The 20,557-nt window shown below is 45.4% G+C and carries 22 protein-coding genes; 15 read left to right on the forward strand and 7 right to left on the reverse strand.

What is annotated here, in order from left to right:
* Positions 1-65 precede the first annotated feature (65 nt).
* Genes G3M65_RS09605 through G3M65_RS09615 form a run of 3 tightly spaced genes read left to right on the forward strand, consistent with a single transcriptional unit; the run spans position 66 to position 4,075 of the window.
* Positions 66-815, forward strand: a complete 750-nt coding sequence (locus tag G3M65_RS09605; RefSeq protein ID WP_173834357.1) for a DUF2334 domain-containing protein — start codon at positions 66-68, stop codon at positions 813-815.
* The gene (locus G3M65_RS09610) at positions 739-2,985 is read left to right on the forward strand and encodes a glycosyltransferase (protein ID WP_173834359.1); all 2,247 of its coding nucleotides are present in this window, start codon (positions 739-741) and stop codon (positions 2,983-2,985) included. Before G3M65_RS09605 ends, G3M65_RS09610 begins: the two co-directional genes overlap by 77 nt.
* The gene (locus G3M65_RS09615; protein ID WP_173834361.1) at positions 2,972-4,075 is read left to right on the forward strand and encodes a glycosyltransferase; all 1,104 of its coding nucleotides are present in this window, start codon (positions 2,972-2,974) and stop codon (positions 4,073-4,075) included. The genes G3M65_RS09610 and G3M65_RS09615 overlap by 14 nt, the downstream gene beginning before the upstream one ends.
* 7 nt (positions 4,076-4,082) lie before the next feature.
* On the opposite strand, the gene G3M65_RS09620 is transcribed toward G3M65_RS09615, so the two are convergent.
* Positions 4,083-4,271, reverse strand: a complete 189-nt coding sequence (locus G3M65_RS09620) for a hypothetical protein (RefSeq protein WP_173834363.1) — start codon at positions 4,269-4,271, stop codon at positions 4,083-4,085.
* Between the two features lie 45 nt (positions 4,272-4,316).
* Positions 4,317-4,682 carry a CZB domain-containing protein gene (locus G3M65_RS09625; RefSeq protein WP_173834366.1) on the reverse strand — a complete coding sequence of 122 codons (366 nt, stop codon included), beginning with the start codon at positions 4,680-4,682 and terminating at the stop codon, positions 4,317-4,319.
* A 243-nt stretch (positions 4,683-4,925) separates the two neighbouring features.
* Here G3M65_RS09625 and thrB point away from each other — a divergent pair, with 243 nt between their 5' ends.
* Positions 4,926-5,825: a homoserine kinase gene (gene thrB, locus G3M65_RS09630; RefSeq protein ID WP_173834368.1), complete on the forward strand. Its 900-nt coding sequence runs from the start codon at positions 4,926-4,928 to the stop codon at positions 5,823-5,825.
* Entirely contained in the window at positions 5,806-6,486 is a 681-nt protein-coding gene (locus G3M65_RS09635) for a type III pantothenate kinase (RefSeq protein ID WP_173834370.1), read from the forward strand. The genes thrB and G3M65_RS09635 overlap by 20 nt, the downstream gene beginning before the upstream one ends.
* Here the strand turns inward: G3M65_RS09635 and G3M65_RS09640 are convergent.
* Entirely contained in the window at positions 6,449-7,978 is a 1,530-nt protein-coding gene (locus G3M65_RS09640; RefSeq protein ID WP_173834372.1) for an HD domain-containing protein, read from the reverse strand. The two genes, G3M65_RS09635 and G3M65_RS09640, sit on opposite strands and share 38 nt — an antisense overlap.
* A 72-nt stretch (positions 7,979-8,050) precedes the next feature.
* On the opposite strand from G3M65_RS09640, the gene G3M65_RS09645 reads away from it, so the two are divergent.
* Genes G3M65_RS09645 through G3M65_RS09690 form a run of 10 tightly spaced genes read left to right on the forward strand, consistent with a single transcriptional unit; the run spans position 8,051 to position 16,549 of the window.
* The gene (locus tag G3M65_RS09645; protein WP_173834374.1) at positions 8,051-8,533 is read left to right on the forward strand and encodes a hypothetical protein; all 483 of its coding nucleotides are present in this window, start codon (positions 8,051-8,053) and stop codon (positions 8,531-8,533) included.
* Entirely contained in the window at positions 8,493-8,942 is a 450-nt protein-coding gene (locus tag G3M65_RS09650) for a hypothetical protein (protein WP_173834376.1), read from the forward strand. The genes G3M65_RS09645 and G3M65_RS09650 overlap by 41 nt, the downstream gene beginning before the upstream one ends.
* Positions 8,939-9,466 carry a GTP-binding protein gene (locus G3M65_RS09655; RefSeq protein ID WP_173834379.1) on the forward strand — a complete coding sequence of 176 codons (528 nt, stop codon included), beginning with the start codon at positions 8,939-8,941 and terminating at the stop codon, positions 9,464-9,466. Before G3M65_RS09650 ends, G3M65_RS09655 begins: the two co-directional genes overlap by 4 nt.
* Positions 9,444-10,682 (forward strand): HEAT repeat domain-containing protein, encoded by a 1,239-nt coding sequence (locus G3M65_RS10540; RefSeq protein ID WP_254426269.1) that lies wholly within the window; start codon positions 9,444-9,446, stop codon positions 10,680-10,682. The genes G3M65_RS09655 and G3M65_RS10540 overlap by 23 nt, the downstream gene beginning before the upstream one ends.
* Positions 10,669-12,432, forward strand: coding sequence for a GGDEF domain-containing protein (locus tag G3M65_RS09665; RefSeq protein ID WP_173834381.1), 1,764 nt, complete (start codon positions 10,669-10,671; stop codon positions 12,430-12,432). Before G3M65_RS10540 ends, G3M65_RS09665 begins: the two co-directional genes overlap by 14 nt.
* A gap of 32 nt (positions 12,433-12,464) precedes the next feature.
* Positions 12,465-13,469, forward strand: coding sequence for a PstS family phosphate ABC transporter substrate-binding protein (locus G3M65_RS09670; protein ID WP_173834383.1), 1,005 nt, complete (start codon positions 12,465-12,467; stop codon positions 13,467-13,469).
* Positions 13,466-14,389: a phosphate ABC transporter permease subunit PstC gene (gene pstC, locus G3M65_RS09675; RefSeq protein ID WP_173834385.1), complete on the forward strand. Its 924-nt coding sequence runs from the start codon at positions 13,466-13,468 to the stop codon at positions 14,387-14,389. The genes G3M65_RS09670 and pstC overlap by 4 nt, the downstream gene beginning before the upstream one ends.
* Before the next feature lies 1 nt (position 14,390).
* The gene (gene pstA, locus G3M65_RS09680; protein ID WP_173834387.1) at positions 14,391-15,317 is read left to right on the forward strand and encodes a phosphate ABC transporter permease PstA; all 927 of its coding nucleotides are present in this window, start codon (positions 14,391-14,393) and stop codon (positions 15,315-15,317) included.
* A gap of 11 nt (positions 15,318-15,328) precedes the next feature.
* A complete protein-coding gene (gene pstB, locus G3M65_RS09685; RefSeq protein ID WP_254426331.1) occupies positions 15,329-16,129 on the forward strand; it encodes a phosphate ABC transporter ATP-binding protein PstB in 801 nt (266 codons plus the stop codon).
* Positions 16,130-16,138: 9 nt separating this feature from the next.
* Entirely contained in the window at positions 16,139-16,549 is a 411-nt protein-coding gene (locus G3M65_RS09690; protein ID WP_173834391.1) for an acyl-CoA thioesterase, read from the forward strand.
* On the opposite strand, the gene G3M65_RS09695 is transcribed toward G3M65_RS09690, so the two are convergent.
* The 4 genes from G3M65_RS09695 to G3M65_RS10545 are packed head-to-tail and all read right to left on the reverse strand — an operon-like array spanning position 16,512 to position 20,556.
* Positions 16,512-16,724: an AtpZ/AtpI family protein gene (locus G3M65_RS09695; RefSeq protein ID WP_173834393.1), complete on the reverse strand. Its 213-nt coding sequence runs from the start codon at positions 16,722-16,724 to the stop codon at positions 16,512-16,514. The genes G3M65_RS09690 and G3M65_RS09695 overlap by 38 nt on opposite strands.
* On the reverse strand, positions 16,721-19,759 hold the full coding sequence (locus G3M65_RS09700) for an efflux RND transporter permease subunit (protein WP_173834395.1): 3,039 nt from the start codon (positions 19,757-19,759) through the stop codon (positions 16,721-16,723). The genes G3M65_RS09695 and G3M65_RS09700 overlap by 4 nt, the downstream gene beginning before the upstream one ends.
* Positions 19,760-19,768: 9 nt before the next feature.
* On the reverse strand, positions 19,769-20,215 hold the full coding sequence (locus tag G3M65_RS09705) for a nitrous oxide reductase accessory protein NosL (RefSeq protein ID WP_173834397.1): 447 nt from the start codon (positions 20,213-20,215) through the stop codon (positions 19,769-19,771).
* A gap of 14 nt (positions 20,216-20,229) precedes the next feature.
* Complete coding sequence (locus tag G3M65_RS10545) at positions 20,230-20,556, reverse strand: hypothetical protein (RefSeq protein WP_254426270.1); 327 nt, start codon at positions 20,554-20,556, stop codon at positions 20,230-20,232.
* Position 20,557 lies beyond the last annotated feature (1 nt).

Consider the following 20,557-nt stretch of genomic DNA (forward strand, 5'->3'; position numbering starts at 1 on the left):
CTTCTTAACCAAATCTTAACCAAACCTTAAAGAAATCTTAACTTTTCCACCCTATCCTTTTTCTCATGAAGCTCGCCATAGTGGAACTGCACGACGTGAGCCCTTACTACAAGTCTGAATTTTTGAGTGCCCTTGAGCTCTTGGAGGAGGTGGGATTGGATAGATTTTCCCTCTTGGTGGTGCCTTACTTTTGGGAATACGCACCCCCGGGAGGGGACAGGAGCTTTTTAAATCTTTTAAGAAGTCTTCAGGGGGAGATGGTTCTTCATGGATACACCCACAGGGGTAGAAAAAGACTTCAAGACCTGCTTTGGACGGACGGGGAGGGAGAGTTTGGAGGGCTTGACCTAACTGAAACCTATGAGAGGGTTCGCTCGGGCTTGGAGCTTATGGAATACCTTGGTCTGAAAACCACCTTCTTTGTGCCACCCGCATGGATAGGAAATCCCTACCTTGAGGATGTGCTTTACTCTCTTGGTTTTGAAGGCATAGCCTACAGGTGGCATATAAAAGACTTAGGCAATGAAAAAAGCATAAGCTCTCCCGTTCTTAGCTTTAGCAGTAGAAATCTTCTGTCTTGGCTTAGCCTAAAGGCTCTTCCCAGCATGGAAAGGCTCTACAAGGACCATCAAGTTCTCAGGCTTGCACTTCATATGACAGACTTTAGAGACGAGAGAAAGGTCAGGCTTTGGAAAGAAATACTAAGCAATATAAAAAAGGAAAGGAGGTTAATAAGCTATGGGGAATTACTTAGCAAAAGCGGACTTGCACCTTCATTCAAAGGCTTCCAACCTACCGGGAGGTTGGTTCAGTAAGCTGGTGGGATGTCCAGAGAGCCTCACAGAGCCTATGGAGATATACAGAAGGCTCAAAGAAAGGGGTATGAGCTTTATTACTATTACAGACCACAACACCATAAACGGAGTCCTTGAGCTGGCACATCTTCCTGAGGTCTTTATAAGCTGTGAGTATACGGTGGAAATTCCCGAAGAGAAGGGAAAGGTTCATGTGCTCGTATACGGCATCACGGAGGCTCAACATCAAGACCTTCTAAGGCTAAGAAACAACATCTACGATTTTGTCAAATACCTAAAGTCTCATAGAATAGCCCACTCCCTTGCCCACCCTCTATATTCTGTTCAAGGAACCAAGATAACCCGTAGCCTTTTAGAAAAGTTGGTCTTGCTCTTTGACAACTGGGAGGTGATAAACGGGACAAGGGGAGACGGTGTCAGATATGTGGAAGAGTCCATAGCCCGTGCCTACGATGGATGGGATAAGATACATGCCCTTGCGGAAAGGCATAGGATAGAGCCTCAGAGGATAAGGGATAGGATAACCTTTACCGCAGGTTCAGATGACCACGGTGGAATGGACGTGGGAAGGACTTGGACCGCAGTTGAGGGTGCTATAAGTAAAGAGGACTTTTTAAAGGGTCTGTGGGAAGGGAAAACGCAGGTGGGCACAGAAGAGCTTGGGGACAAAAGGCTTCTAAACATGGTATGCAGGGTGGGTTATGACTTTCTAAAGAGCAAAAACCATATACCCTCTGAAGTTAGACCCATAACCGACTATGTCTTTATGCACTCGGACAACCCAATGGTGGGTATGCTTTTGAGGAACTTTCTTGGTATAAAGTCCGAAAGGTCAGAGCTATTGAGGGAAATAGCAAAAAAACTGCCCTCTTTTACTTTGGAAAGGTTTTTGAAAAGCCCCTCACCGCAAACCCTCGGGGAGCTGTGCCTGTCCCTCATGGCTCATGGCTTCCCCGCCTTTTTAAAATACGCCCAAAAAAGGGAAGAGGAAAAGATAAAGGTTCTTGGAAGAGAGTTTGGCATACTAAATGGAAGGTCTCCAAAGGTTGCTTATCTTACAGACACCTACCACCATATAAACGGCGTTGCAAGAAGTGCTAAGCTCATAAGACAGATAGCCCTTGAGGAAGACCTACCCTTTACAATAATAGTTTCTAACTCACAGGTGAAAGAAGAGGAAAAGCTCATAAACTTAGAGCCTATTGTGGAGATACCCACACCCTTTTACGAAGAGTTAAAAATGGGTCTTCCAAACCTGATAGAGCTTATGGACCTTCTTGAGAGGGAAGGCTTTACTCAAGTTCACATAGCAACGCCAGGTCCTCTTGGACTTATGGGATTTCTTGTGGGTAAGATTCTACGTCTTAGGATTACCTTTGCCTTCCACACAGACATACCCACATACGCAAGGACATATACGGGAGACCCCGAGGTGGAAAGCCTTCTATGGAAAGCCTTTGTCTTCCTTGGTAATATCTCAGATAGGTTTTTTGTCCCATCAGAACACTACAAAAAGCTCTTTGTAAGCAAGGGGCTACAGTACAGTAAGATAAGCACCTTCAAACGTGGTGTGGATACAGAGCTCTTCTCTCCTTACAAAAGAGATGAGGACTTCTGGTCTAAAAGGCTCGGAGTTAAAAAGCACCAAAGGGTTATCCTATATGTGGGCAGGGTTTCTAAGGAGAAGGGCTTAGACACTTTTCTTTACACTGCAAGGTGCTTCCCAGAAGACCTATTTGTGATAGTGGGAGATGGACCCTACAGGAAAGAGATAGAGGGCAAAAAGCCAAAGAACGTGCACCTTTTAGGATATATGGTGGGAGAGGAGCTGGCTACCGCCTATGCAAGCTCTGACGTGTTTTTGTTCCCCTCTGAAACGGAAACCTACGGACAGGTAGTTTTAGAGGCTATGGCGAGCGGTCTTCCTGTGGTGGTAAGCTCAAAGGGTGCATCTCACGAGCATGTTCAAGAGGGTGTAAACGGTTTTATAGCCACAAAGCCCGAGGACTTTATAGAAAAGCTCTCCCTTCTTCTATCCAGCGAAAACCTAAGGAGGAGCATGTCTCAAGAAGCCCTATACTATGCAAGAAGCCTTGATATGAGAAAAACTTATATAGACTACATGTTAGCTATAGCTGGTCTTGGGAGGCTCGTCCATGAAACTTGTTGACATAACCCCCTATTTCCATAGTAAAAGCGGAGGCATAAGGAGATACCTTCTTGAAAAAAGCAAGTATATGCAGAAAAAGGGTATAGAACATGTGCTTATAATACCCGGCAAGGAAAGAAAAACATACCATATTAACTCCACCAAGGTCTACGAGCTTCCTTCTTTTCCTCTGCCTTTGACAGGTGGTTATAGGTTCTTCTCTTCCTTTGCGGAGATAAGGGAAATACTGCAAATAGAAGAGCCTGACGTGGTAGAGCTGGGTGGCACTTATCAGCCCATAAGCCATCTGAAGTCAGATAGATATCTGCTAAGCGTCTTTTACCATTCTGATATAAGGACGGACCTCTCGCTTTTGCCAGCTCCAGAAAAGCTCAAAAAGGTCCTTTTGGAACACACTATAAGAAAAAAGCTCTCAAAGGCAGACCTTATAATAACCCCCTCAAGGGGGCAGGAGGAATTCCTAAGAGCCTATGGTCTTGATAACATAACCACCGTAAACCTTGGAGTGGACACAGAAGTTTTTAATCCTTCTAAAAGAGACCCATACTTTGAAAAGGCTCTTGGCATAGACTCTGGTAGATTTAAACTGATATACGCTGGTAGGCTCTCGCCAGAGAAAAATATAGACCTTCTCTTGGAAGTCTTTCAACACCTTGACCCTACCCTTTTCCATCTTGTAGTGGTAGGAGACGGTCCTCTAAGGAAAAGAGTAGAAAGGCTCTCTCAGAAACTTCCCAACCTCACCTATCTTGGATACCTCCAAAAAGAAGAGGACTTGGCAAAGGTTTATGCAAGCTGTGATATCTTTGTTAGCACCTCCATAGGAGAGACCTACGGGCTTGCCTTTCTTGAAGCTCAGGCTTGTGGTTGTCTGCTGGTTGCCTATGATATGGGTCTTGAAACACAACCTTTTAAGGAGTTTTTGGTAAAAGAGCTCACTTTGGAAGCCTTCTACCATGCCATAGTCCGCGCCTGCAACGAGGTGAGTCTGGTTAACAAAGAAAAGGTCAGCTCCTTTGTGCTTAGTAATTTCTCTTGGAATGCTACTTTTGAAAAACTTCTTGATGTTTACCAAGGAGTTCTTGTTTAAGTAAGAGTTAAAAACATACTGCAAACCGCAAAGGAAACAAAACCCGCCTTATGAGAAGTGTCCTTGTATTTTCCTTGTATTCCACCCCCTCAACCCCCTCCACCCCGTTCATACCACGGAGAAAAAGCTCCCTTTCCGCAGTGCTTGAAAAGTAGAGCCTTGCCTCACCTTTTCTGAGAGATACATACTCAATCATTGCAGAAGATTATAGAAGATAATTGTTAAGATTTGGTTAAGCATGTTAAACTTTTTCAACCCCAATAAGCATGCGTTCCAATTTCATGAGAAGCTGATACAGGGTTAGAGATATGTCCTGCATCTTTTTAACGAGGGCTTCGTCTGGGTTTTTGCTATCTATTTGCTTGCCTATTTCATGAAATTCGCAATGGACTTTTTCTATTTGCAATATAACCTCTCTTATTGGTTCTGGAAACTCCTCAAGGTTTGGCATTATTTCCCTGTAAAAGGTTTGACCAAAGGCACAGCAGTTTTCCTTTGTATCCCTACAGCACTCCTTGTAGGCAAAATCTCCTCTTGACTCTATAGCCCTTTTTAGCCTCTTGATATAAAGCTCGTGCTGAGCCATATAAAATTTCACATCCACCATGCCATGCCTCTCTTTCTTTAGGATACCCCACACCTTTCATAGGTTTCAAGTTGTTTACAAAAGCCACATATACCTTTTATGCAAAAAGCATACCATTGAAGGAGTGCTAAACAAAAGCCTGTAATTAACACCTTCTACCATTCCTCTATCTTGCAATTTAGGTAAAATTGTTTACAAATATGTAAAATTGTTTACACTCTATCTTTGACTCTCGTTCTCAGGCATAGGATTATAATCTTTCTCATGCTACGCCTTCTTGTCCCTGCAAGCACCAGCAACTTTGGTTCAGGCTTTGACGCCTTCGGTCTTGCCCTTAGCCTGTATAACGAGTTCTATATAGAGCCTTCTGAGAGGTATACCATAGAGATAGAAGGTGAGGGTGCAAGCCTGCCAAGAAACGAGAGCAATCTCTTTGTAAGGGTCTACAAAAGAGCCTGTGAGGTTTTTGCTTTTGAGGAAAAGCCTTTTAAACTCAGGCAGGTAAACCGAGTCCCTACCGCAAGAGGGCTTGGCTCTTCTGCCACTGCCATAGTGGGTGGCATCTTAGCTTTTGAATCTTTGCATGGCATTAGACTAAGCCTTGAGGAAAGGCTAAAGGTTGCCTTTGAGTTTGAACCACATCCAGACAACCTGCTTCCTGCCTTTCTTGGTGGCTTTGTGGTGTGTGTAAGCTCTGAGGAGGGTGTTAGGTTTCTAAGGCTTGACTTCCCAGAGGAACTAAAGGTGGTGGTATGTGTGCCAGACTTTGAGCTTTCCACCCAGAGGGCAAGAGAGGTGCTAAGGAAAGAGGTATCTCTAAAGGATGCGGTCTTTAACCTGCAAAGGTCTGCCCTCTTTGTGGGTGCGATTCTTACGAAGAGCTTTGACCTTTTGAAAGAGTCGGTCAAGGACAGACTTCATCAGCCTTACAGGGCACAGCTGGTGCCGGGCTTTGGGGATGTGATGGAGAAGGCTTACGCGGAGGGTGCTCTGGCGGTCTTCCTGAGCGGTGCAGGACCTTCTATGGCGAGCCTGTGTCTTGAGAGGTTTAACGAGGTAGGCTCTGCCATGGTGGAAGCCTTTAAAAGGCATGGCATAAACTCAAAGTATATTTCCCTCGAGGTTTCCAAAGAGGGTGCAAGATGTGAGGGTTTTAACTCTTGATGTGGGAAATACATCGGTGGATGTGTGCCTCTTTGATGGCTCTTTGAGGTACGTGGGTAAGTTCAGCCATAGGGACGTGCCACTCTTGAGTGCAGACCTTGTGCTCGTGTCCTCTGTTAAACCCTCGGCGAACAATATCATCCTTGAAAAATACCCCCATGCGAGGTTTATAAGAGCGGAGGATGTGCCACTTCAGACCGCCTTTAAGGGCAAAGAGAGAGTAGGCATAGACAGATTGCTTAACCTTTACGGTGCGGTCCAGCTCTTTTCAAAGCATGTGGTGGTAGCCAGCTTTGGCACCGCCACTGTTATAGACCTTGCGGTGGATGGTGTCTTTCAGGGTGGCTTTATAACCCTTGGTGTGGGTGCAGGGCTTGAGTGCCTTTCTCAAAGGGCAGAGCTAATTCCCGAGCTCAAACTAAAAAAACTCCTCCCTCCCATAGGCACAGATACAGAAGGTGCTATTCTCGGGGGCTTTTTGCGTCAGAGCTTGCACTTTCTTATGGCTTGTGTGCAAAGCTGGAGCGAGCTATACAGAAGGCAGTTAGGGCTACTTATAACTGGGGGCGACGGTTGGCTCTTTGAAGACATAGCACCCTATGAGCCACTCCTTATACATAAGGCTATGCTCCTTCTTTTAGGCTTTTATAGTAAGCCCTAAGGAATTCTATCGCCTCTTCCTTGTTTTTTACCTCACCAGAGAACTGAGCCTCCTCAAGGGCTTTCTTTAGCTGTCCCACAAGTGGTCCAGGCTCAAGACCCAAAAGCTCCATTATTTCTCTGCCATCAAGAAGAGCCTTAGTGGGCATACGAGATAGCTTCTGCCTTTTGAACTCCACAAGGTCATGAACGGTCTGCAGAAGTCTTTTTATCTCCTCTTCCTCGTCACCACTCCCTATAGCGTCCGCAATGGCATGCAAGAAGAGATGACCCGCTATATCTTTACACTCTCTCCAGAAGTTTGCCCTTCCTCTGTCTGTAAGCTGACCCTTAAATAGAGACTCTCTCAGATAAAAGGGTCTTAGGTGTTCTCTTACTAGCTTTGCCACAAACTCCGTAGCTGGCTCTCCCCATTTGTAGGCTTTGCCATAACTTCTTACCAGCTCCGCACCCAGCTTGTCATGGTTATAAAAGGTTATCTTTCCTTCCCTAATTTCAAAGGTGTGAGGCTTTGCAAGGTCATGAAAGAGTGCGGAAAGTTTAAGTAGCTCAATGTCAGAAAATTCCCCATGCACTTCCATTTTCCCAAAGTTTTCCAAAAGCTCCGCAGGCAGGTATCTGTCTTTTTCTTGTAGCACCTTTTCCAGTGCTTCCAGCACCTTAAAGACATGCTCCTCAAGAGGGTATATGTGATGCTCCCCTTGGTCTCTTACCTCTTTCCAGCGTGCGGTGTCGGGGAAAAGCTCCTGCAGGACTCCATACTCATAAAGCTCCTTAAACACCTTATAGCCTTGATAGTGTCTGAGGATCTTGAAAAGCTCAAGGCTTATCCTCTCCGATGGTGCCTTTCTTATAATGTGCTTTTTCCTCCTTACAAACTCATGGAAATCCTCTGTAAGCTCAAGCCCCTTCTCCACAGCAAGGCGAAAGCCTCTTAGTATCCTTACTGGGTCTTCCTCAAGGTTTTTGAGCGAGATTGGTCTCAAAAGCCCTTGTTCCAAGTCCTCCACGCCATGGGCTGGGTCGTATATGATGGTCTGCTTTGCTCCTATGCTTAGAACATCGTCAATGCTTACTGCCATAGCGTTGGCGGTAAAGTCCCTTGAAAGGAGGTCTTCCACGAGGGACTTCTCAAGGTCTCTGCCCTTTATCTGAGCAAAGTCAAAGCGGTATTTATAAGGTGGAAGCCTTAGGACTACGGTGGCTATGGTAGGTCTCCTAAGCAGTCCCTTTTTCTCAAATTCAAAGTAAGAGCCACCTATCCTCTCTGCGAGCTTTTTGGCGGTTTCTCTTGGGTCGCAGGTTACCAAAAGGTCTACATCTATATGGTATCCCACAGGCTCACCCAGAAACCTATCTCTTACCCAACCACCCACTATAAAACAGTAGGCTTCCCGCGGCAGAACCCTTGCAATATCGTCAAAGTAGGTCATGTAAAAGTTAAGCCCGTGTGCGGTGTGCTTTATGCCTTTTTCAAAGAGAATTTCCTGCATGTTTATATAAGATATGCCTCTTAACCAATTCTTAACAATAGCCTCCTATTATTACCCTTTAGGAGGTGTGCCATGAAGTTCCTTACCCAAGAAGAGCTCATAGGGTATGTGTCAGAAGGTATAGCCAGCGTGGGGGGAGAAAGGGCATACAAGACTTTTTATAGGCTATGGCAGGAGCTAAAGGGTGTTCATCCAGTTGTGGCCATAGAGAGGGTGGTAAGCTACGCCTTTGATAGTGCTGGGCATGTGCTTATTAACCATATAGGAAGGAGGATTGCCAAAGAGAAGTGTGAGAGCGTTAGCCATGTGCCCTTGCAAGAAGGTGTTTTGTTTGTGGAGCTTGCCAACTGCCCAGTGCACGAGCTTTCACAGGAGCTGAGGCCCACCGAGGCGGTAGTCTGCTCCCTTTGTAGAGGTTTTATGGAAACATTGGGAGAAAACATGAAGCTGGGTCATCTTAAAGAGGTGAGCTATATAGAGGGAAGATGCACTTTTGTTTACGGAGGTGTAGCCTATGGACATGATAAGCTACAGGCTCAAGGAGCAGGAGCTTGAGGAGATAACTAAGAGGCTCCAAGAATACAAGAACTCCCTCCTTTTAGACCTTGTGGTGCTTATGGACGACGGAGGAAGGCTTGTGAGCTTTGCTCCATATGTGGATAGCTATAAACCCATAGCCCAAAGGGTTGCACTCGTGGGTGCGGCGGTGGTGGGTGCGGTGGACCAGCTTGAGCATGTAATATCCTCCAAAAAGAGCATGTTCTTCTCAGGACAGGAAAAGAACATGTATGTGCATATGTTAAGCCACAAGTTTATGTTAGCCTCGGTGTTTAATCATAAGGTCCCCCTGGGAAGCGTAAAGCTCTTTAAGGAAAAGCTATCAAGGGAGTTGACCACACTTTTGGAAAATGCCCTTGCAAGAGGTGAAAGCAGGGTAGTAAGGTTTGAGGACTTGGCTCTATGACATTACGCATCCTATACCACGGGCTTGGTATGGCAGGAAAGACCACGAACCTTGAAAAACTGCGTGAGATATATTCCGATTATGTCTCAGACAGAATCCATCAGCAAACTTCTGAAGGCAGGACCGTATACCTTGACATACTGTCTCTCAGCATAAAGACCAGGTCTGGAGATAAGGAAATAGGCGTTGAGCTTTTTACTACGCCAGGTCAAGAGAGGTTCAGAATCTTAAGAAAGTGGATATTTGGTCGCGTGGATGGTCTCGTGCTTGTGCTGGACTCTACAAGAAGCCTTGAGGAAAACCTTAGGGCTTATGAGGAGGTCAAAGAATACGGACTGAGCGGTGTGCCAATGGTGCTTCAGCTAAATAAACGAGACGTAGGAAACCTAAGTCCAGAGGAGGTAAGGGTGGCTTTTGGCGATGTTCCTCTCATGGAAGCGGTCGCTATTGCGGGCATGGGTGTGGCGGAGACCTTCAGGGCAGTCCTTAAGGAGGCTTTGAATGCAAAAGCTACTGCTGGCTAACCAAAGCCTAAGGTTAAAGCCCTTATATGGACCCTTTCACAGGGATATGTTGAACATATCCTGGCTACTTGAGTCTATCAAAAGCTCTCTAAGAAATGGATACTTCATGTTTCAGTCCCTTGGGGAGCTTCATTTCCTGCCTGCTTTTGATGGAAAGCCAGAGGGAGAGTTTCCACAGGACTTTGAGCTTGTTAGCTTTTATCAGTCCACAGAGAACTTCCTCATACACGCCTTTGACCTTTACGAGAGACATAGACTTCCCCTCTACAGCGATAGACCCCTCTGGGTTAACTTGGAGAGCATAAACTTCAACATAAGGGAGTTTTTCAAGAAACTTCTGGATTTTGAGGTAACGGGCTACATGGTGGTGGAAAACAGGGTAAAGCTCGTAAAAGGTTTGCTCTTGCTCCAGAAGGGTATGGTCATGAAGGTGGATTATGCAAACCTCAGAGGAATGGATGCTCTCAAGAGCCTTCTTGAGGACCTTAGCAAGGATGTGTGCATTCTAAGGGTATATGAGCTGTCTGAGGAGCTACTATCTATAATGCTTTCAGAGCCAGAGCTTGCTGGCGTCTATCAGGACTACGAAGCTGTCCCGCTTAAGAGTATAAGAGGAACAGCCCTTCTTGTGAGTGTTTCTGCGGAGAAATACGGCTACAAGGTATACCTGCAAGGAGAAGAGGTCTACTCAGAGGGCTTTGAGGAAGAAGCACCCTTTTATGAGCTCTTTGTGGTTGGCACGCCACTTTCAGAGCCACTTGATGTGCTATCCATGATAGAGGGAGGCAACAAGCTCAGAGTAGTAAAATACGACCTAGAACATCCCATTCTCTACTTTTGTCCAGCCTGCTGGAGCGTGATTTCCAAAGATGACAAGGTATGCCCAAACTGCGGTTATGACCTTACAGAGTTTCACAACCTCCCCTACGAATATAAGCTCATAATGGCTTTGGAACACCCTGTCAAAGACATGAAAAAGAACGTCATATATACCATAGGCAGGAAGGACTTGGAAATTGCCCTGCCACACTTTGAGCTTATGATAAGCAGAGAAACAGACCCCCTTATACTTATGGAGATAGCGGATGCCCTTGCGAGAATGAGTTCACCTGAAGCCATAAGACTTTTGAGGGAACTTGCCCAACACAGATATCCGGTGGTTCGCTCAAGGGCTCTCATGCACCTTCAAAGGAAGCTTAAAAATGCTACAGAATGAGCTAAAAAGCTCTTTGGGAAAGGAGTTTTTCTCAAAGCTGAAAATAGAACCATACTACCAACCCATAGTTGACCTAACTGGCTCGTCGGTCTTTGGCTACGAAGCTCTCAGTAGATTTTTGTTGGATGGTGTTCCCATGAAACCTATAAGGGTGTTCAAAATGGCGGAAGGGCTTGGAATTCTGCCAGAGCTTGACCTTATGTGTAGAAAGCTGGCAATAGAAGCCTTTTCAAAGGGTCTGAAGGGTCAGCTTTTTATAAACATCTTCCCAGCCTATCTGGTGTCTGAGTATGTGGGGAAGGGTCATACGCTTACCTTCCTTCAGCAGATGAAACTCAGCCCTTCAAGTGTGGTGCTGGAGCTTAACGAGGCGGTAAAGGTGCAGGATATGAGCCTTCTTAAGAAGGCAATAAAATACTACAGAGATCTTGGCTTTGGAATAGCCATAGATGATATAGGCACTGGTTTTAACTCTATACACAGTTTGTTGGAGCTTGAGGGGCTGTTAGACTATGTGAAAATACCCAGGGAGCTTGTGGATGGTGTTTCAAAGAGCAAGATAAAGTATAACCTAATAAAGGTGCTTTCTGATGTGTGTGCCAGCATAGGAGCAAAAGCCATCTACGAAGGCTTGGAAAAGGAAGAGGACCTTATGACCATATACTATGATTTTAACGCTCAGCTGGTGCAAGGTTTTTACTTCTCAGAGCCTATTCCCGTCCAAAGGGCAAAGGAGTATAGCCCTTCTGTAAACCTTCCAAAAGAGTGTGATGGCAATTGCCTGCATGGTAGGAGGTTGCAAGAATTAAAACTTAGTCCTTCAGAGAGGTTTTACCACTTCCTTGAGTGTGTGGAAGGTTTAATGGAAAGGTATGTGTTGCTGGAAGTGGAAGATAAAAGGTATTTTGTGGACCTTTGGAAACTCAAAAGCCAGCTTGATAGCAGGAGAATAAACCTCTATTACTACAAAGAGCTAAAAGAGGTTATAAGCAAGGAAAGGGACATCTTTTTGGAGCTTCATAACTTGCCAACGATAAGGTCGGATGCCACAGATATCAGGAACCTCTTTGATTTGGTAACTAACTCAAGGAAGGAGGTCTTTCTTTTGATGGAAGGTGATAAAGTAAAAGTGATTGAAAGGCACACCTTACTTGACCATTTTTCCAAAAGACTTGCCAAAGAGCTTGCCAACGTGAACCCCCTCACACACCTTCCCGGCAACAGGGTTATAGAGGAGAAGATAAAGCGTTTTAGCTCCACGGTGGATGAATTCTGGGTTTGTTATATGGACTTGGACAACTTTAAGGCTTTCAATGATGCCTACGGCTTTTATGCAGGAGACCAGATGATAAAGAAAGTGGGGTTTCTTCTTGAGAACTTTCGCAAGGAAAACCCTGACAGGGTCTTTGTGGGACATGTGGGTGGTGACGATTTTGTTATCCTGCTTTGGGACATGAGTTTAGGGGAAGCAAAGGAGAAACTTTTAAAACTCTTGAAAAACCTACAGGAGAAACTCCTTGAGTTTTACAGCCCTGAGGACAGAAAAAGGAGCTACTTTGTGGCAAGGGACAGGGAAGACGAACTAAGGGAGTTTCCTATCGCCTCAATCTCTGCAGTTCTTTTAAGAGGCTCCCCAGACCCCCTTGACATTTCCAAAAGGTCCGCCCAGCTAAAGAAAAAGGCAAAGTCCTACAGAGGAAGCGTCCTTTTTGTGGAGCATCTTAACGAAATCTTAACAATTAACCTGTAAACTTATAGCAAAATCTCTAAGGAGGTGGTAAAATGAGAAAGAGGATGTTGCAGAGTGCTGTCCTCTCAATGGGAGCTTTGGCTCTCTTGTCCGTGCCTGCGAAGGCACAGCAGATAATCAAGATTGACGGCTCTTCCACCGTCTACCCTATAACGGAGGGTATAGCGGAAGAGTTCCAAAAGGCAAAAAGGGGTGCGGTAAAGGTCACAGTGGGTATATCTGGCACAGGTGGTGGCTTTAAGAAGTTCTGCAGGGGCGAGACAGACATATCCAACGCCTCAAGACCTATACTGGCAAAGGAAATGGAAGAGTGCAGGAAGAACGGCATTCAATACATTGAGTTACCTGTAGCCTACGACGGTCTTGCGGTGGTTGTAAACCCCAGGAACAACTGGGCGACCTGCATGACGGTGGAACAGCTAAGAGAAATATGGAAGCCTGAATCCCAGGGCAAAAAGTTCATGTGGTCAGACCTTGACCCCAAGTGGCCCAAACAGGAAATAAAGCTCTGTGGAGCTGGTTCTGATTCTGGAACCTTTGACTACTTTACCGAGGCAATAGTGGGTAAGGCAAAGTCTTCAAGAGGTGACTACACCGCCTCTGAGGATGACAACGTGCTTGTGCAATTTGCCCAAAGGGAGAGGGGTGCTCTCTGCTACTTTGGACTTGCCTATGTGGAAGAAAACAAGGGTAAAATAAAAGCTATACAGATAAAGAACCCCAAAACCGGTCAGTGCGTTGCACCCACATACCAAGCAGTCCAAAACGGCACATACCAACCACTCTCCAGACCACTCTTTATATATGTAAACGCAAAGGCGGTGCGGGAAAGACCTGAGGTAAGAGAGTTTGTAGAGTTTTATCTCAAAAACGCAGGCAAGATATCCAAACAAGTGGGATACATAGCACTTCCTGACAGGGCTTACAAAATGGCAGAGGAGAGGTTCAACAAGAGGGTGCTCGGCACCGTCTTTGGTGGTGAGCCAGAGGTTGGTCTTACCATAGATGAACTTCTCAAGAGGGAAGCCAAGCAATGACACTATCCTTAGGGACAAAGAAGGCTATAGACCTTGTGGTTTTCCTGTTTCTGCTTTTTATGGGTGCTGTGTCTATACTTGTTACCTTTGCCATAGTTTGGGTTTTGCTCGTAGATACCATAAGGTTCTTCACCCACCCCGATGGGGGTGGCTTCCCCACATCTCTTATAAGGTTCTTTACGGAAACTCAATGGACACCCACCTTTTACGAGAAGAAGATAGGCATATGGCCTTTGCTGAATGGAACCTTTATGATAGCGGGTATATCCATGGTCATATCCATTCCTCTTGGTCTTTTGGTTGCTGTATACCTGAGCGAATACGCAAGCTGGAAGGTTAGAGAATCTGTAAAGCCATGGCTTGACTTTCTTGAGGCGATTCCGACGGTTGTCTATGGTTATTTTGCTCTGCTTTTTGTTACGCCAATACTCCAGAAGTTTTTTAGCCTGTTTGGTATAGAGGTTCAGGGTATGAATGCCCTTTCTCCGGGTATAGTGTTGGGTGTGATGATACTACCCTTTACCGCCTCTATGGTGGAGGATGCCTTTAAGGGAGTGCCTCAGTATTTGAGAGAGGCTTCTTACTCTCTCGGTGCTTCCAAGCTAAGAACCGCCCTTTTTGTAGTTTTGCCCGCCGCAAAATCCGGTGTGCTTTCCGCTTACCTTCTTGGCTTTTCCAGAGCCCTTGGTGAGACCATGGTGGTTGCAGTGGCAGCGGGCATGTATCCTCAGATAACCGCAAACCCTCTTGAGCCTGTTCAAACCATAACGGGATACATAGTTCAAGTGGCTTTGGGAGACCTTCCCTTTAACTCCTTTGAGTACTTATCCATCTTTGCTGCGGGTATGTTGCTTTTTGTGATTACTCTGCTTTTCAACTCTATTGCGGTTTACATGAAATCCAAGTCTGTGGGGTATTGATATGGAACAGAGCCTGGAAGCAAAGCTGAAGGAATTTGATGTAGAAGGCTATACGCACGGTGTAAGGAAAAGGGACAGGCTTTTTGAAATTGCTGGTCTTATTGCTACCCTTTTTGTGCTTACCTTCCTCTTCGCAGTTTCTGTAGACCTTTTAATTGATGGTTGGATAAGGCTCAAAGAACCAAGTTTCTATACATCCTTCCCTTCAAGATTTCCAGACCAGGCGGGAATACTGTCCGCATGGGTAGGAACTCTTTATGTGATGGCTGGTGCCCTTTTCTGGGCGATAGTGCTTGGTATACCAGCTGGTATATACTTAGAGGAATACGGAGGCAAGGGTAAGATTGCCAGAATAATAGAGGCAAACATCTCAAACCTTGCGGCGGTCCCCTCCATAGTTTACGGTCTCCTTGCTCTTGGTGTATTTGTTTATAGGTTCAAGTTTGGAGAAAGCGTGCTTACCGCAGGGCTTACACTTGGACTTTTAATGCTTCCAGTGGTTGTGGTCTCCACGAGGGAATCCATAAGGAGAATACCGCGTTCCATAAGGGAGGCTGCTTACGCCCTTGGGGCTACAAGATGGGAGACACTTGTCCATCACATACTTCCCTACTCGCTGGGTGGTATACTTACAGGGTTGATAATCGGTGCTTCCAGAGCCATAGGCGAAACCGCACCCCTCATAACCATAGGGGCTCTTACCTTCATAGCCTTCCTACCGCCAGCACCTTGGGAAGATTTTATTGGAATGCTTAAGTCTCCCTTTACGGTTTTACCCATACAAATGTTCAATTGGGTCTCAAGACCTCAGGAAGAATTTCACTACAATGCGGCGGCCGCTGGTTTTGTGCTTCTCGTGCTTGCCTTTTTGATGAACTCCATAGCCTTCTATATAAGGTTCAAAGTCAGGAGGAAATACCAATGGTAAACCCTGCTAAAATGTTAGAAGAGAGGAAGGTGGTGCAAAGCGTAGGACCTGCCAATACAAAACTGGAAGTTAGGAACTTTAACTTCTACTATGGCAGTTTTCATGCCCTCAAAAACATAAACTTCCCCATCTACGAAAAGAGGGTGACCGCAATAATCGGACCTTCGGGCTGTGGAAAAACTACTCTTCTTAGAGCCTTCAACCGTATGCATGACTTATATCCTGGTGCCCGCTACGAAGGTGAGATAATCATGCACCCCGATGGTATAAACCTTGTGGACAGCAAAACGGACCCACTCAGGGTTAGAATGCGTATAGGAATGGTTTTCCAAAAGCCTAACCCCTTTCCTAAGAGCATATACGAAAACGTAGCCTATGGTCTTAAGATAAGGGGTATAAAGAACAAAAAGCTCCTTGACGAGGCGGTGGAGAAAGCCCTCAGAGGTGCCGCCCTTTGGGAAGAGGTAAAGGACAGGCTTCAAACCAATGCATACGCTCTCTCAGGCGGTCAACAGCAAAGGCTTTGTATAGCCAGAGCCATAGCGGTAGAGCCAGAGGTCCTTCTCTTCGATGAGCCCACCTCAGCCCTTGACCCCATATCCACCGCAAAGATAGAGGACTTAATAGTGGAGCTAAAGCAGAGGGTTACCATAGTGATAGTGACCCACAACATGCAACAGGCTGCGAGGATATCGGACTATACCGCTTTTATGTATCTTGGAGAGCTTGTGGAGTTTGGACCCACAGAAAAGATTTTCACAAAACCTGAGAAGAAACTTACAGAAGACTACATAACTGGAAGGTTTGGATAAAATATCTCTGTGTTTATATACCGCAGAAGGGTTCAGTTTTACGAGACAGACGCTCAGGGAATAGTGCACCACTCTAATTACTTTAGATATTTTGAAGAAGCACGGGGAGAACTCCTGAGGTCTCTGGGTTATCCCTACTCAAAGCTAAGAGATGAAGGCATAGATGTGGTCTTGCTTTCTGCAAACTGTGAATTTATAAAACCTCTGCGTTATGACGAGGAGTTTGAGATTGAGCTTACGCTCCTACACTTAGACCGCTTTACCTTCTCTTTCCAATATCTTCTCAGGTCTTCAGAAACAATAAAGGCAAAGGGTAGCACAAAGCACTGCACTGTAAAGGAAGGAAAGATATGCTCCATACCTACACAAGTCAAAGAAAGGCTCATTCAATTCTTTTCAAATCCCTGTAAGCATTCCTAAAGCCTGAGATTATGCCTACAAAGAAGAAAAAGAGCAGTCCAAATGGGAAAGTTTTTAAACCCAAAAGACCTTCCATAAGCCACTTGTCAAAGGCATAGCCCACTAAAAGACCAGCAATTATCCCACCGAGAAGGTTAAAACCCACATTGAGTGCAAGAAAGTCTCTACCCTTCATCTTTTAAAAGTATAAAGTGCTGGCACTATAAAAAGGGCAGTCAAGAAGGAGGATATGACGCCTCCAAGCATAGGAAGGGCTATACGTGATATTACCTCCGCACCCGTTCCCTGAAGGTATACCGCCGGTAGCAAGCCAGCTACTATAGTAAGCATGGTCATACTCTTTGGTCTAATCCTCTTTACCGCACCTTCGTATATGGCTTGGTAGAGGTTCTTCCCTTTGTCTTCTTCAAGAGCTTTCATTATATAGACTACCATCACTATACCCATTTCTGCGGATATGCCAAGAAGTGCCAGAAAGCCTGCTATGGAAGCCACAGACAGTTTGTAGTCAAGAAGATACATAAGAAAAAAGCCACCAAATATGGAAGAAGGTAGTATGAAAAGAATCAAGAGGGTTTCAAAGAGCCTTCCAAGACTTAGATAGACCAGAAGCACTATGCTCAAAAGCACAAGAGGGATTATTACCTTGAGGTCTTCCATAGCCTTTTTGTAGTATTCAAACTGACCGCTCCATTCGTAATAGTAGCCTGCAGGCAGGCTTACGCTTTCTTGTATTCGCCTATTGCCTTCCTCTATTATCTTTAAAAGGTCTGAACCGGGCTTTGGTGATATGTAAATATAGGCTACCAGCAAGCCCTTCTCCGACTTTATTTCCATAGGACCTTCAACCCTTTTGAGCTCTGCGACCGCCTTAAGGGGAATGAGTTTATCCTTTAAGGGTAGGACAAGACTTTCAAGGTTTTCTCTGTAGTCTATTGGGACTCCAAGGGTTATGTTGTATCTTTCTCTGCCAGATACATAGACAGACACTGGACTATTGGCTAAGAGGTTTTCCACCGCAGAGGTTAGCTCTTCAAGGCTAAGCCCATACAAGCCGAGCCTGTCTCTGAGGGGAATTATCTCTATGTATGTGGCACCGCTTAGTCTTTCTGCGTAGAGGCTCATAACACCTTCCATGCCCTGAAGGGCATTTTCCAGCTCCTCAAGAAGTCTTGAAAGCTCATCAATGTCTTTCCCGTAGACTTTTATACCAAGGGGCGTCCTTATGCCTGTGGTTATCATATCTATCCTGCCCTTTATGGGCATAGTCCAGCTGTTCACTACTCCAGGAAACTGAAGAGCCTTATCAAGCTCAGATATGAGCCTTTCGTAGGTCATTCCCTCTCTCCACTGGCTTTGGGGCTTTAGCACTATAGTGGTCTCTACCATAGAAAGGGGGGCTGGGTCTGTGGCGGTGTTTGCCCTTCCCACTTTACCAAATACGCTTTCCACTTCGGGAAAGCTCTTTATTATCCTGTCCTGAAAAATTAGTAGCCTTTGGGCTTCTTGTATGGAAATGCCCGGTGCGGTTATGGGCATATAAAGAAGTGTGCCCTCTCTTAGGTCTGGCATAAACTCCCTGCCTATGTTTTTGTAGAGCAGATAGGTGGCTGGTATTGAAAGAAGGGCAACTATTAAAAGAGCATACCTAAGCCTAATAGAGAGATGGAAAAGGGGTGTATAAAGTTTTATGAGGAGCCTTACCACTGGGTTTTTTTCTTCGGGTAAAACCTTCCACCGCCCAAGGTAATAAAGAAGGACGGGAAAGAGTAAAATAGTGAGAAAAGAAGCCACGAGCATGGCTAAGGTTTTTGTTATCACAAGAGGTTCAAAGAGCCTTCCCGCCTGACCCTTTAGAGCTAACATAGGGACAAAGGAAACCGCAACTACAAGCAAAGCAAAGAATATGGGTTTCCCTACCTCAGAGACAGACTCAACTATGGCTGTCTTTAAAGCCTTGCCTTCTTCTCTCTTTCTTGAGAAGGCTTCCACAAGCACTATACCCGCATCCACCATAGTCCCAATGGCTATGGCTATTCCACCAAGGGACATGATGTTAGAGTTCACACCCATGTGGTTCATGAGGATAAAGGTTCCAAGAAGGGAAAGCACCAAAAAGACCACCACCGCAAAGCTAAGGGGTAGGTTTAGGAGGAAGACCGCTATAACAAGAATTACCACGATGGACTCTTCAACGAGAACTCTCCAAAGGTGCTTTATCGCACTCTCTATTAGCTCTGACCGGTCGTAAACTGGGACTATATTTACATCCTCTGGTAATCCTCTTTTTATATCTTTTAGCTTCTCTTTAACTTCCTGTATGGTTTTGTAGGCATCCGCACCATATCGCATTACCACTATGCCACCCACCACATTACCCATCCCGTTGTAGTCCGCAGTCCCCATCCTAAAGGCTGGAGTTTCCACCACCTTAGCCACGTCCCCCACCCTTATGGGTATGCCTCCCACTTCCTTTATAACAGCCCTTTCTATATCCTCCTTTTCTCGCACATAACCCCCTGCCCTTATGATAAATTCCCTTCCATTTAGCTCTAAATACTTACCACCTGTTTCAAGGTTAGAGCCTGCTACCGCTTTTGCTACATCTTGTAGAGAGAGCCCATAGTATGTGAGAAGCTCAGGCTTTAGGGTCACTCTGTATTCTCTTTCAAAACCGCCTACACTGGCTACCTCCGCCACATTAGGCACTGAAAGGAGGGCATACCTTATGTAGAAGCTCTGCAGGCTCCAAAGCTCATCGAGGCTTCTCTTTTCCGAGTAGACCACATACTGATATACCCAGCCAAGACCAGTGGCATCAGGACCAAGTTCTACCCTTGCCTGAGATGGTAGCTGACTTCTTATGGAGGACAGCTTTTCAAGAACCCTTGAGCGAGCCCAATAGAGGTCTGTGCCATCTTCAAATATCACATACACAAGCGAGTAGTTAGGCACCGAGTAGCCTCTTACCGCCTTCACCCTCGGAAGCCCCAGCATGGCGGAGCTAAGGGGATAAGTGAGCTGGTTTTCAATGACCTGCGGAGATTGCCCCATCCACTCGGAGTAAAGGATCACCTGTGTATCTGTTAGGTCAGGAAGTGCGTCTATGGGAGTTTTTCTTATTGCATAAAAGCCGTATACTAAGATAAAGGCGATGAGTATTAGAATTGTCAATCTGTATTTCAGCAGTAGCTCTACAAATCTACTCATTCAACATCCTTAATGAACATGTCCAGTGTCAAGATGCTCAAGGAAAGTCCTATCTATCTCCCTAAATTGATAAACTCTGTTTTTTGCAGAGTTTGGACTTTTGGCAAACTCCTGAGCGTCAATCCTGCTTCTAAAAGGCACAAGGTCATAACCCATAGGTCCTTCCTTTATAGGAACATAAAAGGCTTTTGTGCCTTCTATCCATCTGCCACTTTTATAGTCCTTTACCCAAAGCTCTGCCACCTTATCTTTGTTATCCAAGTAGTATCTAATTATGTGCTTAGGAGACTCTGCATACTTGTATGACCCATCCTTGAGCCTTACCTGCGATGTTAGCTTTGGGTCAATGTTGACATCCATACCGCAGACTACACACCTTTCACCCTTCGGCGGTTCCTTAGGCTGTGAAAAGGCGGAAAGGCTTAAGATGAAAAGTAAAAGAACCAAAACTTTCATGGCTTGACCTCCTCTCATTTTAGTATTTCCTCCATCTGCCTTTTCATTTCATGGTTTTTCTCAAGAACTTTTTTCATAACATCCTTATGTTGAAGCATCATATGCATCATCCTTTCCATAAACTTAGGGTTTTCCATCATCATATCCATCATCTGCTGTCTACACCTTTGCATATGCTCCATCATCATCTTATACATCTCAGGGTCTTCCATCATCATGGGCATCATGGGCATCATCATGCCCGGTTTAACCTGCTGGCTTTGGGTATCATGCCTATGCTGGGCATAAAGGCTTACAAGTGGTAAGGCTAACAAAGTAGCTGACAGCAAAAACTTCTTCATG

It is taken from the genome of Hydrogenobacter sp. T-8, from assembly GCF_011006175.1.
GTDB classification, from domain to species: Bacteria; Aquificota; Aquificia; order Aquificales; family Aquificaceae; genus Pampinifervens; species Pampinifervens florentissimum.

Excerpts from the sequence above, each read along its gene's own strand:
- G3M65_RS09670 (WP_173834383.1), top strand. The coding sequence starts at position 12,465 with ATGAGAAAGAGGATGTTGCAGAGTGCTGTCCTCTCAATGGGAGCTTTG.
- pstA (WP_173834387.1), top strand. The coding sequence starts at position 14,391 with ATGGAACAGAGCCTGGAAGCAAAGCTGAAGGAATTTGATGTAGAAGGC.
- G3M65_RS09705 (WP_173834397.1), bottom strand. The coding sequence starts at position 20,215 with ATGAAAGTTTTGGTTCTTTTACTTTTCATCTTAAGCCTTTCCGCCTTT.
- G3M65_RS09615 (WP_173834361.1), top strand. The coding sequence starts at position 2,972 with ATGAAACTTGTTGACATAACCCCCTATTTCCATAGTAAAAGCGGAGGC.
- G3M65_RS09700 (WP_173834395.1), bottom strand. The coding sequence starts at position 19,759 with ATGAGTAGATTTGTAGAGCTACTGCTGAAATACAGATTGACAATTCTA.
- G3M65_RS09620 (WP_173834363.1), bottom strand. The coding sequence starts at position 4,271 with ATGATTGAGTATGTATCTCTCAGAAAAGGTGAGGCAAGGCTCTACTTT.
- G3M65_RS09695 (WP_173834393.1), bottom strand. The coding sequence starts at position 16,724 with ATGAAGGGTAGAGACTTTCTTGCACTCAATGTGGGTTTTAACCTTCTC.
- G3M65_RS09610 (WP_173834359.1), top strand. The coding sequence starts at position 739 with ATGGGGAATTACTTAGCAAAAGCGGACTTGCACCTTCATTCAAAGGCT.
- pstB (WP_254426331.1), top strand. The coding sequence starts at position 15,329 with ATGTTAGAAGAGAGGAAGGTGGTGCAAAGCGTAGGACCTGCCAATACA.
- G3M65_RS09645 (WP_173834374.1), top strand. The coding sequence starts at position 8,051 with ATGAAGTTCCTTACCCAAGAAGAGCTCATAGGGTATGTGTCAGAAGGT.
- G3M65_RS09650 (WP_173834376.1), top strand. The coding sequence starts at position 8,493 with ATGGACATGATAAGCTACAGGCTCAAGGAGCAGGAGCTTGAGGAGATA.
- G3M65_RS09640 (WP_173834372.1), bottom strand. The coding sequence starts at position 7,978 with ATGCAGGAAATTCTCTTTGAAAAAGGCATAAAGCACACCGCACACGGG.
- G3M65_RS09655 (WP_173834379.1), top strand. The coding sequence starts at position 8,939 with ATGACATTACGCATCCTATACCACGGGCTTGGTATGGCAGGAAAGACC.
- pstC (WP_173834385.1), top strand. The coding sequence starts at position 13,466 with ATGACACTATCCTTAGGGACAAAGAAGGCTATAGACCTTGTGGTTTTC.
- G3M65_RS09625 (WP_173834366.1), bottom strand. The coding sequence starts at position 4,682 with ATGGTGGATGTGAAATTTTATATGGCTCAGCACGAGCTTTATATCAAG.
- G3M65_RS09665 (WP_173834381.1), top strand. The coding sequence starts at position 10,669 with ATGCTACAGAATGAGCTAAAAAGCTCTTTGGGAAAGGAGTTTTTCTCA.
- G3M65_RS10540 (WP_254426269.1), top strand. The coding sequence starts at position 9,444 with ATGCAAAAGCTACTGCTGGCTAACCAAAGCCTAAGGTTAAAGCCCTTA.
- G3M65_RS09605 (WP_173834357.1), top strand. The coding sequence starts at position 66 with ATGAAGCTCGCCATAGTGGAACTGCACGACGTGAGCCCTTACTACAAG.
- thrB (WP_173834368.1), top strand. The coding sequence starts at position 4,926 with ATGCTACGCCTTCTTGTCCCTGCAAGCACCAGCAACTTTGGTTCAGGC.
- G3M65_RS10545 (WP_254426270.1), bottom strand. The coding sequence starts at position 20,556 with ATGAAGAAGTTTTTGCTGTCAGCTACTTTGTTAGCCTTACCACTTGTA.